13 protein-coding genes and 1 pseudogene are annotated in these 15801 nt (G+C 68.4%); 9 read left to right on the forward strand and 5 right to left on the reverse strand.

Annotated elements, in window-relative coordinates:
• Positions 1–10: 10 nt before the first annotated feature.
• Together AACZ35_RS00695 and AACZ35_RS00700 are read left to right on the forward strand one after the other, a co-directional pair.
• Positions 11–1429 (forward strand): coniferyl aldehyde dehydrogenase, encoded by a 1419-nt coding sequence (locus AACZ35_RS00695; RefSeq protein ID WP_339824824.1) that lies wholly within the window; start codon positions 11–13, stop codon positions 1427–1429.
• A 48-nt stretch (positions 1430–1477) separates the two neighbouring features.
• Positions 1478–3523 (forward strand): M3 family metallopeptidase, encoded by a 2046-nt coding sequence (locus AACZ35_RS00700; RefSeq protein ID WP_339824826.1) that lies wholly within the window; start codon positions 1478–1480, stop codon positions 3521–3523.
• Here the strand turns inward: AACZ35_RS00700 and AACZ35_RS00705 are convergent, their stop codons facing one another.
• Positions 3524–4477 (reverse strand): bifunctional helix-turn-helix transcriptional regulator/GNAT family N-acetyltransferase, encoded by a 954-nt coding sequence (locus tag AACZ35_RS00705; protein ID WP_339824828.1) that lies wholly within the window; start codon positions 4475–4477, stop codon positions 3524–3526.
• Between the two features lie 160 nt (positions 4478–4637).
• On the opposite strand from AACZ35_RS00705, the gene AACZ35_RS00710 reads away from it, so the two are divergent.
• Positions 4638–6068: an MFS transporter gene (locus AACZ35_RS00710; RefSeq protein WP_339824831.1), complete on the forward strand. Its 1431-nt coding sequence runs from the start codon at positions 4638–4640 to the stop codon at positions 6066–6068.
• Here the strand turns inward: AACZ35_RS00710 and ltaE are convergent.
• Positions 6065–7078 carry a low-specificity L-threonine aldolase gene (gene ltaE / locus AACZ35_RS00715; protein WP_339824834.1) on the reverse strand — a complete coding sequence of 338 codons (1014 nt, stop codon included), beginning with the start codon at positions 7076–7078 and terminating at the stop codon, positions 6065–6067. The two genes, AACZ35_RS00710 and ltaE, sit on opposite strands and share 4 nt — an antisense overlap.
• A gap of 16 nt (positions 7079–7094) precedes the next feature.
• The gene (locus AACZ35_RS00720; RefSeq protein ID WP_339824836.1) at positions 7095–7619 is read right to left on the reverse strand and encodes a cytochrome b; all 525 of its coding nucleotides are present in this window, start codon (positions 7617–7619) and stop codon (positions 7095–7097) included.
• A 113-nt stretch (positions 7620–7732) separates the two neighbouring features.
• Here AACZ35_RS00720 and xth point away from each other — a divergent pair, with 113 nt between their 5' ends.
• Positions 7733–8515 carry an exodeoxyribonuclease III gene (gene xth, locus AACZ35_RS00725; protein WP_339824838.1) on the forward strand — a complete coding sequence of 261 codons (783 nt, stop codon included), beginning with the start codon at positions 7733–7735 and terminating at the stop codon, positions 8513–8515.
• Here the strand turns inward: xth and AACZ35_RS00730 are convergent.
• Positions 8512–10737, reverse strand: coding sequence for a DPP IV N-terminal domain-containing protein (locus AACZ35_RS00730; protein WP_339824840.1), 2226 nt, complete (start codon positions 10735–10737; stop codon positions 8512–8514). The genes xth and AACZ35_RS00730 overlap by 4 nt on opposite strands.
• Before the next feature lie 40 nt (positions 10738–10777).
• Positions 10778–11539: a glucose 1-dehydrogenase gene (locus AACZ35_RS00735; protein ID WP_339824843.1), complete on the reverse strand. Its 762-nt coding sequence runs from the start codon at positions 11537–11539 to the stop codon at positions 10778–10780.
• A 95-nt stretch (positions 11540–11634) separates the two neighbouring features.
• Between AACZ35_RS00735 and AACZ35_RS00740 the strand changes: the two genes are divergently transcribed.
• The 5 genes and pseudogenes from AACZ35_RS00740 to AACZ35_RS00760 all read left to right on the forward strand — a co-directional run.
• On the forward strand, positions 11635–12432 hold the full coding sequence (locus AACZ35_RS00740; RefSeq protein WP_339824846.1) for an SDR family NAD(P)-dependent oxidoreductase: 798 nt from the start codon (positions 11635–11637) through the stop codon (positions 12430–12432).
• Position 12433: 1 nt separating this feature from the next.
• Positions 12434–13477, forward strand: a complete 1044-nt coding sequence (locus tag AACZ35_RS00745) for a saccharopine dehydrogenase NADP-binding domain-containing protein (protein ID WP_339824849.1) — start codon at positions 12434–12436, stop codon at positions 13475–13477.
• A gap of 73 nt (positions 13478–13550) precedes the next feature.
• Positions 13551–13769 carry a hypothetical protein gene (locus AACZ35_RS00750; protein ID WP_339824853.1) on the forward strand — a complete coding sequence of 73 codons (219 nt, stop codon included), beginning with the start codon at positions 13551–13553 and terminating at the stop codon, positions 13767–13769.
• 13 nt (positions 13770–13782) lie between these two features.
• Positions 13783–14346: a TIGR00645 family protein gene (locus tag AACZ35_RS00755; protein ID WP_339824856.1), complete on the forward strand. Its 564-nt coding sequence runs from the start codon at positions 13783–13785 to the stop codon at positions 14344–14346.
• A gap of 52 nt (positions 14347–14398) precedes the next feature.
• Positions 14399–15766: pseudogene (locus AACZ35_RS00760) on the forward strand (UvrD-helicase domain-containing protein); the annotation flags it as partial.
• Positions 15767–15801 lie beyond the last annotated feature (35 nt).

Genomic DNA, 15801 nt, shown 5'->3' on the forward strand with positions numbered 1-15801 from the left:
AACTCCCGGCATGGACACGCCCCCGCACCCCGACCAGGACCTGCGCCCGCTGCTGGCCCACCTGCGCGCCGCCCACCAGCGCCAGGTGCCCGGCTATCGCCAGCGCATGGACGACCTACAGCGCCTCGGCGAGGCCGTGCGCCGCCACCGCGACGAGCTGGTGAAGACGGTGTCGGCCGACTTCGGCCGCCGTTCGCGCCACGAGACCCTGGCGGCCGACGTCATGGTCACCCTGGACGAAATCAGCCACCTGCGCCGCAACCTGCGCCGCTGGATGCGGCCCGAGCGGCGCGGCGTCAACCTGGCCTTCCTGCCGGCGCGCGCCGAAATCCGCCGCCAGCCGCTGGGCGTGGTCGGCATCGTGGCGCCCTGGAACTACCCCATCCAGCTGGCACTGATCCCGCTGGCCGATGCCATCGCCGCCGGCAACCACGTCATGCTCAAGCCGTCCGAGCACACGCCGCGCACCTCGCAGCTGCTGGCGCGCATGCTGGCCGAGGCGTTCCCGGCCGAACGCGTGGCGGTGGTGCAGGGCGACGCCGCCATCGGCGCGGCCTTCAGCCGGCTGCCCTTCGACCACCTGCTGTTCACCGGCTCGACCACGGTCGGGCGGGCGGTGATGGCCGCCGCGGCGCCCAACCTGGTGCCGGTGACCCTGGAGCTGGGCGGCAAGTCGCCGGCCCTGGTGGCGCCGGACTACCCGATCGAACAGGCCGCCGACCGCATCGCCGCCGGCAAATGTTTCAACAGCGGCCAGACCTGCGTGGCGCCCGACTACGTGCTGGTGCCGCGCGCGCAGCGCGACGCCTTCGTGCGTGCCTACATGGCCTCGGTGCGCCGGCGCTACCCGAACCTGGCCAGCAACCCCGACTACACCGCCATCGTCAATCCCGGCCAGGCCGAACGCCTGCGCAACTGGCTCGACGATGCCCGCGAACGCGGCGTTGGCGTCGTGCAGCACCGCCCGGACGGCGACCCGCCGCCGCCGGGCGTGGAAGTGATCCCGCCGACCGTGCTGCTCGACCCGCCGGACGAGGCGCGGGTGATGCAGGAGGAAATCTTCGGCCCGCTGTTGCCGGTGAAGTCCTACGACAGCCACGACAAGGCCATCGAATACATCCTGGGCCGCGACCGGCCGCTGGCGTTCTATCCCTTCGACAACCAGCGCAAGCGCCTGCGCAACACGCTCGACCGCGTGGTGGCCGGCAGCGTCTGCGTCAACGACACCTTGGTGCAGTTCGGCCAGCACTCGCTGCCAGTGGGCGGCGTCGGCCCCAGCGGCATGGGCCAGTACCACGGCGAAGCCGGTTTCCTGACGTTCACCAAGCCAATGCCGGTGATGTACCAGTCGCGCCTGAACGGCATGAAGATCTTCGACCCCCCGTTCGGCAAGCTGGCCGACTTCGTCGTCAAGCTGCTGACCCGCTGATCCCGGCCGCGGGTTGAATCGCGGCCGTCCCGACTCCATGTGAATGCCATGACCCAGACCCCGAACCCCCTGCTCGCCGACGCCGAACTGCCGGCGTTTTCCGCCATCACGCCCGCCCACGTGAATCCCGCCATCGACGAGGTCCTGGCCGGGTTCCGCGCCGAGGTCGAGCGCCTGGCCGCCGATCCGGCGGCGCGTGACTTCAGCACGCTGATGGCGCCGCTCGAGCGCTGGGAAGAAACCCTGGGCCGCACGTTTTCGCCGGTGTCGCACCTGCATGGCGTGAAGGATTCGCCGGAGCTGCGCGAAGCCTATTCGGCGGCGCTGGAAAAGCTGACCGAACACTCCACCGAACTGGGCCAGCACCGCGGCCTCTATGCCGCCGTGAAGGCGCTGCGCGAATCGCCGGCTTTCGACACGCTCGACCGGGCCCGCAAGACGCTGGTCGAAGACAGCCTGCGTGGCTTCAGGCTCAGCGGCGTGGCGCTGGAAGAACCGGCGCGTTCGCGCTTCAAGGCGATCCAGAATGAACTGAGCAAGCTCGAGACCGCGTTCGAGGAAGCCGTGCTCGACGCCACCGACGCCTGGACCCGCCCGGTCACCGAAGCCGAACTCGCCGGCCTGCCCGCGTCCGCCCGCGACATGCTGCGCGCGATGGCGAAGGAGAAGGGCGCCGAAGGCTGGCTGGCCACGCTCAAGGGCCCGGTGGTGCAGGCCGTGTTGACCTTCGCCGACAGCCGCGCGCTGCGCGAGGAAATTTATACCGCCACCAGCACCCGTGCCTCCGACCAGGGGCCGCATGCCGGCCAGTACGACAACAGCGAACGCATCGGCCAGATCCTGGCCCTGCGCCATGAAGCCGCGCAGCTGCTCGACTTCGCCTCCGCCGCCCACGAATCCCTGGACGACAAGATGGCCGGCACGCCCGAACGCGTGCTGGGTTTCCTGCGCGAACTCGCCGCCAAGGCGCGGCCGGTGGCGCAGCGCGAATACCAGGAGCTGCGTGCCTTCGCAGCTGAAAAGCTGGGCATCGCCGACCTGCAGCCCTGGGATGTCGCCTACGCCTCGGAGAAACTGCGCGAGTCGCGGTTTGCCTTCAGCGAAGAAGACCTCAAGCCCTACTTCCCGCTGCCGGCGGTGATGCAGGGCCTGTTCACCGTCGCCGAGCGTGTGTTCGGCGTGCGCCTGGTCGAACGCCAGGGCGTGGACACCTGGCACAAGGACGTGCACTTCTTCGACGTCGTTGATGCGGATGGAACGGTGCGCGCCGGCGTTTACCTCGACCACTACGCCCGCGCCGGCAAACGCGGCGGCGCCTGGATGGACGTGTGCCGCGCGAAGCTCAACGACGGCATCAGCGCGCACAAGCCGGTGGCCTACCTCACCTGCAACTTCCCGCCGCCCAACGACGATACCCCCGCCCTGCTGACCCACGACGACGTGGTCACGCTGTTCCACGAATTCGGCCACGGCCTGCACCACCTGCTGACTGAAGTGGACTGGCCCAGCGTCGGCGGCATCAGCGGCGTGGAGTGGGACGCGGTGGAGCTGCCCAGCCAGTTCATGGAGAACTTCGCCTGGCAGCGCGAGGCGCTGGACATGTTCGCGAAGCACTACCAGACCGGCGAGCGCCTGCCCGACGAGCTGTACGCCAAGATGCTCGAGGCCCGGCACTTCCACGCCGGCCTGTTCCTGGTGCGGCAGCTGGAGTTCGCGCTGTACGATTTCCGCATGCACCTGGAGTTCGACCCGGCGCGCGGTCCGCGCACGCTGGAGCTGCTGGACGAAGTGCGCGACGAAGTCGCGGTCATCCGGCCGCCGGCATTCAACCGCTTCCCGCACGGCTTCACCCACATCTTCGCCGGCGGCTATTCGGCCGGCTATTACAGCTACCTGTGGGCGGAAGTGCTGAGCGCCGACGCGTTTTCGGCCTTCGAACAGGCCGGCGTCTTCGATGCCGACACCGGCGCCCGCTATCGCCGCGAAATCCTCGCCGTCGGCGGCTCGCGCCCGGCCCTGGAGAGTTTCGTCGCCTTCCGCGGCCGCGAACCCGACCCCGACGCCCTGCTGCGCAGCTACGGGCTGGCGGCCTGATCAGCCGCCGCGCCAGATCATGTAAACGTCGGCGCGCTGGTAGTGGCTGCCGGGTTTGATGGCGGGCTGGCGCTCGAAGCCGACGCTTTCGTAGAGCCTGAGCGCGGGCTGCAGGCGGGTCTGGGATTCCAGGAACAGTTCCTTGCCGCCAAGGCGCTGGAACTCGGCGATGGCGGCTTCCATCAGCTTGCGACCGATGCCCAGGCCCTGGTGGCCGGGCGTGACGGCCATCTTGGTCAGCTCGTACACGCCCGGCGCATCAACCATCAGGGCGCAGGTGCCGACCACGTCCTCGCCGACCATCGCAAACAGGATGCTGCCGCCCGGCTCGAGGATGTGCTTCTCCGGCTCCGACATCACCGCGTGGTCTATCGGTTCGATCTGGAAGTAGCGGGCCAGCCATTCGGCATTGAGCCGGTAGAAATGCTCGCGCAGTTCGGGTGAGAAGGGCTCGATGCGCACCGCATTGGCCTGCAGGAGTTTCATGCGCCGCGCCACGTCGGCCGGCAGCGGCTGTTCGTCCAGGCTGGCTTCGTATTGCGTCAGCGCGCCGAGCAGGTCGACGCCGGTGTCCATGATCCGCCGCTCCACGCTGGCCCGCATCGCCTGCCAAAGGGGGCGGGCGGCGCGCAGTTCCTGTTGGCAGCGTTCGCTCAGGGCCAGCACGCGCTGTCGGCGGTCGCCATCGGTGTCCACCCGCTGCAGCCAGCCGCCCTTGATCAGTTTGGTCGCCAACTGGCTGATCGCGGAGTGGGTGAGGCCGATCTCGCGGGCAATTTCGCCGACGCTCAGCGGGCCGCGCTGCTCGAGCAGGCGCAGCACCGGGAACCAGCGCGCCTGCAGGCCGATGCCATGCTCGCGATAAACCTGGTCGACCAGGTCGTAGCTGCGTTCGCTGAGCACCTTCAGGCGGCTGGCCAGGGCCAGGGTGCCCTGCACGGACAGGAAGCTCATGCGAACTCCGACAGTAGTTATGTAAGCGCTAACGTAATGCCAGGGGCCGCCCCGCGCAAGCCCCCCGGGTCACGGCGGCCGCTGCCGGCTTGCGGCACCCGGCCCGCATCGGCGAGGCTGCCCGGATGCCTTCGTCCCCCGCCACCGGGCCGGCCCGCGGATGAATCCCGGCCGCCGCCTTTCGCTGATCGTCGCGACCACCCTGTTCATCGAAACCATGGACTCGACGGCGATCGCGACCTCGCTGCCGGTCATCGCAGAGGACCTGGGCACCGAGCCGATCGCGCTGAAGCTGGCGCTGACCGCCTACCTGCTGGCGCTGGCGGTATTCATTCCGGTCAGCGGCTGGGTGGCCGACCGCTTCGGGGCAAAACGCACCTTCATGCTGGCCATCGGCGTGTTCCTGCTCGGCTCCCTGGCCTGCGCGGCCAGCGCCAGCCTCGAACAACTGGTGGCCGCGCGTTTCCTGCAGGGCATGGGCGGCGCCCTGATGGTGCCGGTCGGGCGGCTGGTGCTGCTGCGCACCGTGCCCAAGAACGAACTGGTGCAGGCCCTGAGCTGGCTGACCATCCCGGCGCTGGTGGCACCGATCCTGGGCCCGCCGATCGGCGGCTTCATCGCCACCTACAGCGACTGGCGCTGGATCTTCCTTATCAACATCCCGATGGGCCTGGTCGGCATCGCCCTGGCCTGGCGCTTCGTGCCCGACCTGCGCGAGCCGGTGAAGCCGCTGGACTGGACCGGTTTCGCGCTGTCGGGCCTGGGCCTGGCGCTGGCCCTGTTCGGTTTTTCGACGCTGGGCCGGCACCTGGTGTCGACGCCGGTGGCGCTGGCAACGCTGGTCGTGGGCGTGGCCGCGATGTTTGCCTACGTCTGGCACGCGCGCCGGCACCCGCATCCGCTGATCGACCTGGGCCTGCTGCGGCTGCCCACGTTCCGCGCCGGCGTCGTCGGCGGCATGTTGTTCCGCATTGGCATCGGCGCAACGCCTTTCCTGCTGCCGTTGATGCTGCAGCTGGGTTTCGGGCTGACGCCGCTGCAGTCGGGCCTGCTCACCTTCGTGTCGGCGGTGGGCGCGATCTTCATGAAAACCATGGCGGCGGCGGTGCTGCGGCGCTTTGGCTTCCGGCGGGTGCTGTGGATCAACGCGCTGCTGGCTTCGGCGATGCTGGCGGGTTTCGGCCTGTTCCGCGCCGATACCGCGCACTGGGTGATCATGGCGGTGCTGCTGGTCTCGGGCTGCTTCCGCTCGCTGCAGTTCACCAGCCTCAATGCCATCAGCTACGCCGAAGTCGACCAGGCGCGCATGGGCCAGGCCAGCAGCCTGTCGGGCATGCTGCAGCAGTTTTCACTGGCGCTGGGCGTGGCCATCGGCGGCTACGCGCTGCAGGTAGCCGGCAGCTTCACCGGCCAGGACTACGCCGACCCGGTGAACTTCGCCTGGGCCTTCCTGACGGTGGGCGTCATCTCGGCGCTGTCGGCCTGGATGATGTACCGCCTTCCACACGATGCCGGCGCCGAAATGGCCGGCCGCGCGGAAGTGGGCAAGGAACTGTCGGAACAAAAAGCCGAGCAGCGCTCCGCGACCTAGGCGAAAAACTCGCGGAAACCGGTGATGGCGCGCTCAAGGCCGGCATCGTCGATGTCCAGGTGCGTCACCAGCCGGACGCGGGCGCCGCGGCCGGCGGAAATGCGCACGCCGCGGGCTTCGAGCGCCTTGGCCAGTTCCGCCTGGCGGCCGTCGGGCACGGTGACGAACAGGATGTTGGTGAACGCGCCATCCACCGCCAGGCCAAGCGAACGCAGCGCGTCGGCGAGATCACCCGCGCGGCGGTGGTCGTCGGCCAGCCGGGCCACGTGGTGGTCGAGCGCGTGGTGCGCCATTGCCGCCATCATTCCGGCCTGGCGCCAGCCACCACCCAGCACCTTGCGCCAGCGCCGGGCCTTGTCCACCAGCGCCCGCGATCCGGCCAGCACCGACCCCACCGGCGCGCCCAGGCCCTTGGACAAACACACCGACACCGAATCGAAATGCCCGGCGATCTGCGCCGCCGGCACGCCGCAGGCCACGGCGGCGTTGTACAGCCGCGCGCCGTCGAGGTGGAAGGCCAGCCCGCGTTCGCGCGCGAAGGCGCCGGCCTGCGCCAGGTAGTCGAGCGGCAGCGGCCGGCCGTGCCAGGTGTTTTCCAGCGCCAGCAGACGGGTGCGGGCGAAGTGCGGGTCGCCCAGCGGCTTCACCGCCGCGTCCAGGGCTTCGATCGGCAGCGTGCCGTCGGCAGCATGCACGATGGGCTGCGGCTGGATCGAGCCCAGCACGGCCGCGCCGCCGCCTTCGTATTTGTAGGTGTGCGCGTCCATGCCGACCAGGTATTCGTCGCCGCGTTCGCAGTGGCCCATCAGCGCCAGCAGGTTGGACTGGGTGCCGCTGGGCACGTACAGCGCGGACTCGAAGCCAAGCTCGCGGGCGACCCGGTCCTGCAGCGCATTGACGCTGGGGTCATCGCCCATCACGTCGTCGCCAACCGCGGCCGAAAGGCCGGCCTGGCGCATCGCCGGGGTGGGCTGGGTCACGGTGTCGCTGCGCAGGTCCACCCACTTCATGCTTTCACGCCTCCGGTCAGGTCATGCGCCGCAGGGTATCGTCGCGGCGAACGAAGTGATGGTACAGCGCCGCCGCGACGTGCAGGCCAACCACCCAATAAAACGCCGTGCCGATCAGTTCGTGCAGGTCCTCGAACTGGTGGGCCAGGCCTTCGTTGGGCGACACCACGATTTGGGTGAACGGCACCAGCAGTTCCTTGCCGTCGGTCCAGGCGGTCAGCAGGCCAAGTACCGGCTGCGCCACCAGCATCGCGTAAAGAAGCAGGTGCAGGCCTTTGGCGGGCAGGGCCTGCCAGGCGGGCAGCGGCGGTTGCACGGCAGGCGCCGGACGCGAAAAGGCAAGCAGCAACCGCGGCAGCATCAGCGCCAGGATCGCGATGCCGATCCAGAAATGGGCCTGCACCATCGCCAGGCGGGCTTCGGAGCCGCGTTCGAAGTTTTCGCGGCCGAGGATGAAGATGTAGGCAAGCACCATCAGCACGGCGATGCCCCAGTGCAGGGCGCGTCGCGACGGGGCGTAGCGGGGTTTTTGAAAGCTCATGGGCGGGCTCCGGGCTCGAATATCCGACCCTAAGGGTGCGCCGATTCAAGCCGGCTGCCTTGATTGGCGTCAAGCCTTCGCCGCGGGACGCGCGAACGGTTAGCATTCGCGCCATGGACACCACCACCATCGCCAGCTGGAACGTCAATTCCCTCAACGTGCGCCTGCCGCATCTCGAGGAGTGGCTGAAACTGCGCCAGCCCGATATCGTCGGCCTGCAGGAAACCAAGCTCGAGGACCCGCGCTTCCCGGACTCGGTGCTGGCCGGCCTGGGCTATCGCAGCGTGTTCAGCGGCCAGAAGACCTACAACGGCGTCGCCATCCTGTCACGCCTGCCGATTGATGAAACCAGCTGCGTGATGGGCATCCCGGGTTTCGAGGACGACCAGAAACGCGTCATCGCCGCCACCATTGACGGCCTGCGCATCGTCAACCTTTATGTGGTCAACGGCCAGGACGTCGGTACCGACAAGTACGACTACAAGCTGCGCTGGCTCGAGGCCGTGCACGCCTGGCTGGCGCAGGAAATAAAAACGCACCCGAAACTGGTGGTGATGGGCGACTTCAATATCGCCCCGGACGAGCGCGACGTGCACGATCCCGCGGTGTGGAACGACGACCACATCCTCACCTCCACCGCCGAACGCGCGGCGCTGCGCCGGCTGATGGACCTGGGACTGCACGACAGCTTCCGCCTGCACAACTCCGAAGGCGGGGTCTTCAGCTGGTGGGACTACCGCGCCGCCGGCTTCCGCCGCAACCTGGGCCTGCGCATCGACCTGTGCCTGGTGTCGGACGCGTTGCGCGAACGCTGCACCGCCGCCGAAATCGACCGCGAGCCGCGCACCTGGGAACGCCCCAGCGACCACACGCCGGCGATGGTGACCTTGGGCTAACGCAGGCAGCGCGCGAAGAAAGCCTCACTCAGCCGGTAACGATGCAGCGCATCCGCGCCCTGCAGACCGTGCTTGGCGCCCGGGTAGGTCATCAACTCGAAGGGCGTGCCGCGCTTTTGCAGCTCGGACATCAGCTTGGTCGAGTTGGTGAACAGCACGTTGTCGTCGGCCATGCCGTGCACCAGCAGCAGCTTCGAGCGCAGGCCGTCGATGTGGGTGAACACCGAAGACACGCGATAACCGTCCGGATTGCGTTCCGGGTGGTCCATGTAACGTTCGGTGTAGTGGGTGTCGTACAGCGCCCAGTCGGTGACCGGCGCGCCGGCGACGCCGCAGGCGTAGTGGTCGCTTGCCTGGCCGAGCAGCATCAGCGTCATGTAACCGCCGTTGGACCAGCCGTGCACGCCGATGCGCGCCGGGTCCACCCAGGACTGCCCGCGCAGGAATTCGACACCCGCCACCTGGTCCTGCACCTCCACCGTGCCCTGGCGGCCATACAGGGCGCCGCCGAACTTCGCGCCGCGCCGCGGCGTGCCGCGGTTGTCCAGCGAGAACACCACGTAGCCGTTCTGGGCCAGGTACTGGTTGAAGAAATGATCCGTGCGCCCGGGCCAGGCGCGGGTCACCGTCTGCGTGGCGGGGCCGCCGTAGACATACACGACCACCGGGTACTTGCGGGCCGGATCGAAATCCGCGGGTTTGATAAGGCTGTAGTGCAATTCGCTGCCGTCGGCCGCTTCGAAGCTGCCGAACTCGACCGGCCGGTGCGCACCGCGGTAGGGCGCATACGGATGTGCCGGGTCGGACAGGTCGTTGGCGACCAGGGTCGCCAGCAGGCTGCCATCGGCCTTGAACAGCTGGGTCTGTGGCGGCGTGGTCGGATTCGACCACAGGTCCACGAACACCGACGCGTTGGCGCTGAAGCTGGCCTCGTGCATGCCCGGCTGCGTGCTCAAACGGCGCGGTTCACCGCCGGCCAGGGGCACGGCGTAGACGTGCTTTTCAAGCGGTGAATCCTTGGTGCCGGCGATGTAGGCCAGGCCGGCCGTCTCGTCCACGCCCAGCAGCGCATCCACCACCCAGTCGCCGGAAGTCAGCACACGTTCCAGCGCGCCGTCGGCGGCGTGCAGCTGCAGGTGTTCAAAACCGCTGCGTTCGGAAATCCACAGGAAGCGACCGTCGGCCAGGAAACGCAGGCCGCTGTGCAGCGGCACCCAGGTGTCGCTGGTTTCGGTGACCAGCACCCGCTGCTTGCCGGTCGCCAGCGTGGTTTCGAAAAGCTCGAGCGTGCGCTGGTCGCGCGACTGCCGCTGGAAAGTCAGGACGCCCGGGGTGCGCCATTGCACCCGCGGCAGGTAGATGTCGGTTTCCGGGCCCAGGTCCACGCCGGCCACTGAAAGCTTCGCCGGGCGGTCAACGCCGGCCTTGCCCGCGCGCATCGTCGCCAGGTCGGCCACGTGCAGGCTGATGCGCACGTTCGGGTCGCCGGCGGCGGGGTAGCGCTGCTGCACGACCTCGGTGCGGTCGGCGTACATCTCGTAGCGCTTCTGCACCGGCACCGGCGACTCGTCGATGCGGGTGAAGGCCACGGCGGAGTCGTCGGGCGCGAACCAGTAGCCGGTGTGCCGGTCCATTTCTTCGTCGGCCACGAACTCGGCCACGCCGTTGCCGATGGTGTCGCTGCCGTCCTCGGTGAGCTGGATTTCGCGGCCGGTGGCCAGGTCGATCAGCCACAGGTTGCGTTCACGCACGAAGCCCACGTAGGCGCCGCCCGGCGACACCTTCGGGTCGGTGGCGAAGCCGGTGCCCGAGGTGAGCTTGCGCACCGGGTCGGCGACATCGTCGCCCAGGTCGTACAGATAAAGTTCGCCGCCCAACGGAAACAGCAGTGCCTGCGAGGACGGCGCCCACTGGTAGTCAACGATGCCGCTGAAGGCCGCGATGCGCTGGCGTTCGCGCCGCGCCTTTTCTTCGTCCGACAGGGTCTCCTCGCCCGGCAGCACGACCTTGGAGTCCACCAGCCGGCGGATCTCGCCGCTGGCGATGTCGTATTCCCACAGGTCCAGCTGGAAGCGGTCGTCGTCCTTGCCGCGCAGGAAAGTGACGCGCGTGCCGTCGGGCGAGATCGCCGGCTTCATCAGGCTGGGGCCCGACAGGGGCTTGTCGCCGGTGATGGCTTCGAGCGTCAGCTTGTCGGCGTGGGCGGCGGTGGCAAAGGTCATGGCGGCGGCAAAAAGAAGGGGACGGATCATCGGGAAGGGCTCAAGCGAGGTAGCCGCCATCAACCGGCAGCGCGGCGCCGGTGAGGTAGGACGCGGCAGGGGAGGCGAGGAAGAGCACGGCGGGCGCGATCTCGCCCGGCTGCGCCATGCGCGCCAGCGGGATCAGGCGCAGCATCATGTCCATGATCTTGGGGTTGCCGGTCAGGGCCGAGGCGAACTTGGTGTCGGTCAGACCCGGCAGCACCGCGTTCACGCGCACGCCCATCGGCGCCAGTTCCTTGGCGAAACCTTCGGTCATGTTGACGATGCCGGCCTTGGTCATCGAATACACCAGCTGGCCGGGCGCCGCGCGCTGGGCATTGACCGAAGCGACGTTGACGATGGCGCCGCCGTGGCCCTTCATGCGCCGGGCCGCCTGCACCGTGGTCCAGAAATAACCGCGCAGGTTCACTTCCACGGTTTTTTCGTAGGCGTCGAGGCTCATGTCCACGGCCGGGCCGAAGTAGGGGTTGGCGGCGGCGTTGTTGACCAGGATGTCCACGCGCTTGCCGGCGGCGTCGAGCGTTTCAAACAGCGCTTCGATCGCCGCCGTGTCGCCAACGTGTACCGCATGCGCCTCGGCGGAACCCCCGGCGTCGCGGATGGCGCCGGCCACGGCCTCGCAGCCTTCGATCTTGCGGCTGGTGCAGATAACGTGCGCGCCGTGCCCGGCCAGCAGGAGGGCGATGGCCTCGCCGATGCCGCGGGAAGCGCCGCTTACGAGGGCGGTCTTCCCGCCCAGGTCGAACAGGGGATCGGTCACGAAAGGCTCCGGGGACAAGGGGTTAACGGCAGGATTGATATGCTCGGGAATCTAGCACAGGCCCCATCCGGGGCCCGGCATACCGGAGCGACACAATGGGCCAGCGGCGGGTCTTGATCACGGGGGCGGGCAGCGGCCTGGGCCAGGCGCTTGCGCATCGGTATGCGCGGGCCGGCGACAAGGTTGCCTGCGTCGACCTCGACGCCACGCGCGCCGAGCTCACGCGCGCGGCGCTGGCCGGTTCGGGCCACCTGGCCATGGCCGCCAACGTCGCCAACGACGACGCCATGGAACAGGTGCACGAACGTATCGCCGGCGACTGGGGTGGCCTGGACGTGCTGGTCAACAACGCCGGTATCGCCACCGGCGGCGCCATGGTCGACACCAGCCCGGCCGAGTGGAAAAACGCGCTGGACGTGAACCTGATGGGCGTGGTGCGCGGCTGCCGCCTGTTCCTGCCGGGCATGATCGCCGCCGGCCGCGGCCAGGTCATCAACACCGCCAGCTTCGCCGGCCTGGCCGGCGCGCCCAGCATCATGAGTTACGGTGTGTCCAAGGCGGCCGTTGTCGCGCTCAGCGAACAGCTGCGCGCCGAGCTGCACGACAAGGGCATCCGGGTCAGCGTGCTGTGCCCGGCGTTTTTCCAGACCAACCTGCTGGAAAGCTGGCAGGGCGATCCGCGCCTGAAGGCCTTCGCCGGGCGCATGATGGAAACCTCGCCCGATACGCTCGACGGCGTCGCCGACCGCTGTTTCGCGGCGGTCGAACGCGGTCAGTTCCTGGTGTTGCCGACGCGGCGCGAGCCGATGCGCTGGCGTCTCAAGCGCTGGTTCCCCGAAACCTACTTCAATCAGCTCCTGAAGCTGGCCAAGGCCAGGAGCGTTGGGAAATGACATGGACTGGATGATCTACGGCGCCAACGGTTACACCGGCAAGATGGTGGTGGAGGAGGCCGTGCGGCGCGGGCTGCGCCCGGTGCTGGCTGGCCGCAACGCCGCCGCGCTCGAACCCCTGGCGCAGCAATACGGCCTGCCGGTGCGCGCGTTCACGCTCGACAACCCCATGGCGCTGCGCACGGGCCTGAACGGCATCGGCCTGGTGCTGCACTGCGCCGGCCCGTTTTCCGCCACCAGCGCGCCGATGCTCGATGCCTGCCTGGAAGTCGGCGCGCACTACTTGGACATCACCGGCGAGATCGACGTCTTCGCCCACTGCCATTCGCGCGACGCGCAAGCCCGGCAGAAGGGCATCGTGGTGCTGCCGGGCGCCGGCTTCGACGTGGTGCCCACCGACTGCCTGGCGGCCATGCTCAAGCGCGACATGCCTTCGGCGACCTCGCTCGTGCTTGCCTTCGAAGCCGGCGGCGGCCCCAGCCCGGGTACCGCCAAGACCAGCGTCGAAGGTCTGGGCAAGGGTGGCCGCGCCCGCATCGGCGGTGAACTCAAGCGCGTACCGCTGGCCTGGAAAACCCGCACCTTCGAACGCGACGGCGAGCAGCGCTTCGCCATGACCATTCCCTGGGGCGATGTCTACACCGCCTACCTGTCCACCGGCATCCCCGATGTCGAGGTCTACATGGGCGTGCCGCCTTCGACGGCGGCGAAGCTGCGTCGCCTGCGCCTGTTCGGCCCGCTGCTGGGCCTGGGTCCGGTGCAATCCTGGCTCAAGCGGCAGGTCGGCAAGAAGGTTCGCGGACCGTCCGACGCCACCCGCGGCAAGACCGGCTGCGTGGTCTGGGGCGAGGTGCGCGACGACCAGGGCGGCGAACTCAAGCGCCGGCTGCACACGCCCAATGGCTACGAACTCACGGTGACCGCGTCGCTGGGCATCGTGCAGCGGCTGCTGGTCGAACCGGCCCCGGCGCCGGGTTTCCACACGCCGTCGCAGCTGATGGGCGCCGACTACGTGCTTTCCCTGCCCGGCGTGCGCCTTGCCTGAACAAGCGCTTGGCGGTTCAGGGGACAGGGGCTAACCTTGCCCGGTCCCGTCCCGGGACCCTTGGAGATACACCATGCGCACGCCCCTTCTCGTCATCGGCGTCATCCTTCTTGTCATCGGCGGTCTGATCACCGCGGACGTGTTCAAGTTCCAGACCAAGGAAAAGGTGGCCGACTTCGGCCCGATCGAAATCAGCAAGACCGACACCAAGCGTGCGCCGATCAACCTGGGCTGGATCCTGCTCGGTGCCGGCGCGGTGGCCGTGGTGGTCGGCGTAGCCAGCAAGAAATAATCGAAGGAAACCCATGTCCAACCCCGCTCCCACCGGCACGCCGAAGCTCGGCCCGCTGTCCACCCTGATCTTCGCCTCGCGCTGGCTGCAGCTGCCGCTTTACCTGGGCCTGATCATCGCCCAGTGCGCGTATGTGTTCCTGTTCCTGAAGGAACTGCTGCACCTGGTCACCGACGTGGGGACCATGGGCGAGCAGGAAATGATGCTTATCGTGCTGGGCCTGATCGACGTGGTCATGATCTCCAACCTGCTGGTGATGGTGATCGTGGGTGGCTACGAAACCTTCGTTTCGCGCCTGAACCTGCAGGGCCACCCGGACCAGCCGGAGTGGCTGAGCCACGTGAACGCGTCGGTGCTGAAGGTCAAGCTGGCGATGGCGATTATCGGCATCAGCTCGATCCACTTGCTCAAGACGTTCATCGCAGCGGGCGACCTGGGCTCGCCGGGCTCGAACTACACCAGTGAAGGCGTGATGTGGCAGACCATCATCCACATGGCCTTCATCATCTCGGCCATCGGCATCGCCTGGACCGACCGGTTGATGTCGCACGCCTCCAAGCCGTTGACCAAGCTCTGAGTCCATCGGTTTTCTGCAACGCGGGACCCCATGGCGCCGGTACAATGGCGCCATGGATGTTTCCCACCTGCTTGACGACCTCAATCCCGCCCAGCGCGAAGCCGTTTCGGCCCCGCCGGGCCACCTGCTGGTGCTCGCCGGCGCCGGCTCGGGCAAGACCCGTGTACTGACCCACCGCATCGGCTGGCTGAACGAAGTCGTCGGCGTCCCGGCGCACGGCATCCTGGCGGTCACCTTCACCAACAAGGCCGCCGCCGAGATGCGCGGTCGCGTCGAGGCCCTGCTGCGCCACGGCAGCCGCGGCATGTGGATCGGCACCTTCCACGGCCTGGCCCACCGCCTGCTGCGCCTGCACTGGCAGGAAGCGAACCTTCCCGAATCCTTCCAGGTGCTCGACCAGGACGACCAGGTGCGCCTGCTCAAGCGCATCGGCGCCGACCTCGACCTCGACGACGGCCGTTTCCCGCCGCGGCAGATGGCCTGGTGGATCAATGCCCAGAAGGACGAAGGCCGGCGGCCGAAACACATCCAGCCGGCCGGCGGCGATTTCTACGGCCAGAACATGCAGCGCGTCTACGAAGCCTACGAAGAGCGCTGCCAGCGCGCCGGCCTGGTGGACTTCGCCGAACTGCTGCTGCGCGCGCACGAGCTGTGGCTTCAGCACCCGGCGCTGCTGCACCACTACCAGCAGCGGTTCCGGCACATCCTTGTCGACGAGTTCCAGGACACCAATTCCATCCAGTACGCCTTCGTGCGCGTACTGGCCGGCGACACCGGCGAGGTGTTCGTGGTCGGCGACGACGACCAGGCCATCTACGGCTGGCGCGGCGCCAAGGTCGAGAACGTGCAGCGTTTCCTGCGTGACTACCCGGGCGCGCGCACGATCAAGCTCGAACAGAACTATCGTTCGTCGGGCAATATCCTGGCGGCCGCCAATGCGGTGATCGCCCACAACCCCGAGCGTGTCGGCAAGCAGCTGTGGACCGCCGACGGCGAGGGCGAGCCGATCGACCTGTTCGCCGCCTACAACGAAGTGGACGAAGCGCGCTTCGTGGTCGAACGCATCCAGGCCTGGATCCGCGACGGCGGCAGCGCCGGCGACAACGCCGTGCTTTACCGGTCGAACGCGCAGTCGCGGGCGATGGAAGAACAGCTCGTGCAGGCCGGCCTGCCGTATCGGGTTTATGGCGGCCAGCGCTTCTTCGACCGCATGGAAATCAAGGACGCCCTGGCCTACCTGCGCCTGGTCGCCAACCGCGGCGACGACGCCGCTTTCGAGCGCGCGGTGAACACGCCGCCGCGCGGCATCGGTGGCAAGACCCTGGACGAAGTGCGCCGCCACGCGCGCGAAAAGGCCATGCCGCTGTTCGCCGCCGCCGAATCCATGTCCGGCGAAGGCAGCGGCCTGGCCGGCCGCGCCCGGCGGTGACGCCGCCGAACTGCTCGCCGTCGCCT

It is taken from the genome of uncultured Arenimonas sp., from assembly GCF_963976025.1.
Lineage (GTDB): Bacteria > Pseudomonadota > Gammaproteobacteria > Xanthomonadales > Xanthomonadaceae > Arenimonas.

Bases quoted from the DNA above. Each gene is read 5' to 3' on its own strand.
- AACZ35_RS00695 (WP_339824824.1), top strand. From the start codon at position 11: ATGGACACGCCCCCGCACCCCGACCAGGACCTGCGCCCGCTGCTGGCC.
- AACZ35_RS00700 (WP_339824826.1), top strand. From the start codon at position 1,478: ATGACCCAGACCCCGAACCCCCTGCTCGCCGACGCCGAACTGCCGGCG.
- AACZ35_RS00705 (WP_339824828.1), bottom strand. From the start codon at position 4,477: ATGAGCTTCCTGTCCGTGCAGGGCACCCTGGCCCTGGCCAGCCGCCTG.
- AACZ35_RS00710 (WP_339824831.1), top strand. From the start codon at position 4,638: ATGAATCCCGGCCGCCGCCTTTCGCTGATCGTCGCGACCACCCTGTTC.
- ltaE (WP_339824834.1), bottom strand. From the start codon at position 7,078: ATGAAGTGGGTGGACCTGCGCAGCGACACCGTGACCCAGCCCACCCCG.
- AACZ35_RS00720 (WP_339824836.1), bottom strand. From the start codon at position 7,619: ATGAGCTTTCAAAAACCCCGCTACGCCCCGTCGCGACGCGCCCTGCAC.
- xth (WP_339824838.1), top strand. From the start codon at position 7,733: ATGGACACCACCACCATCGCCAGCTGGAACGTCAATTCCCTCAACGTG.
- AACZ35_RS00730 (WP_339824840.1), bottom strand. From the start codon at position 10,737: ATGACCTTTGCCACCGCCGCCCACGCCGACAAGCTGACGCTCGAAGCC.
- AACZ35_RS00740 (WP_339824846.1), top strand. From the start codon at position 11,635: ATGGGCCAGCGGCGGGTCTTGATCACGGGGGCGGGCAGCGGCCTGGGC.
- AACZ35_RS00745 (WP_339824849.1), top strand. From the start codon at position 12,434: ATGGACTGGATGATCTACGGCGCCAACGGTTACACCGGCAAGATGGTG.
- AACZ35_RS00750 (WP_339824853.1), top strand. From the start codon at position 13,551: ATGCGCACGCCCCTTCTCGTCATCGGCGTCATCCTTCTTGTCATCGGC.
- AACZ35_RS00755 (WP_339824856.1), top strand. From the start codon at position 13,783: ATGTCCAACCCCGCTCCCACCGGCACGCCGAAGCTCGGCCCGCTGTCC.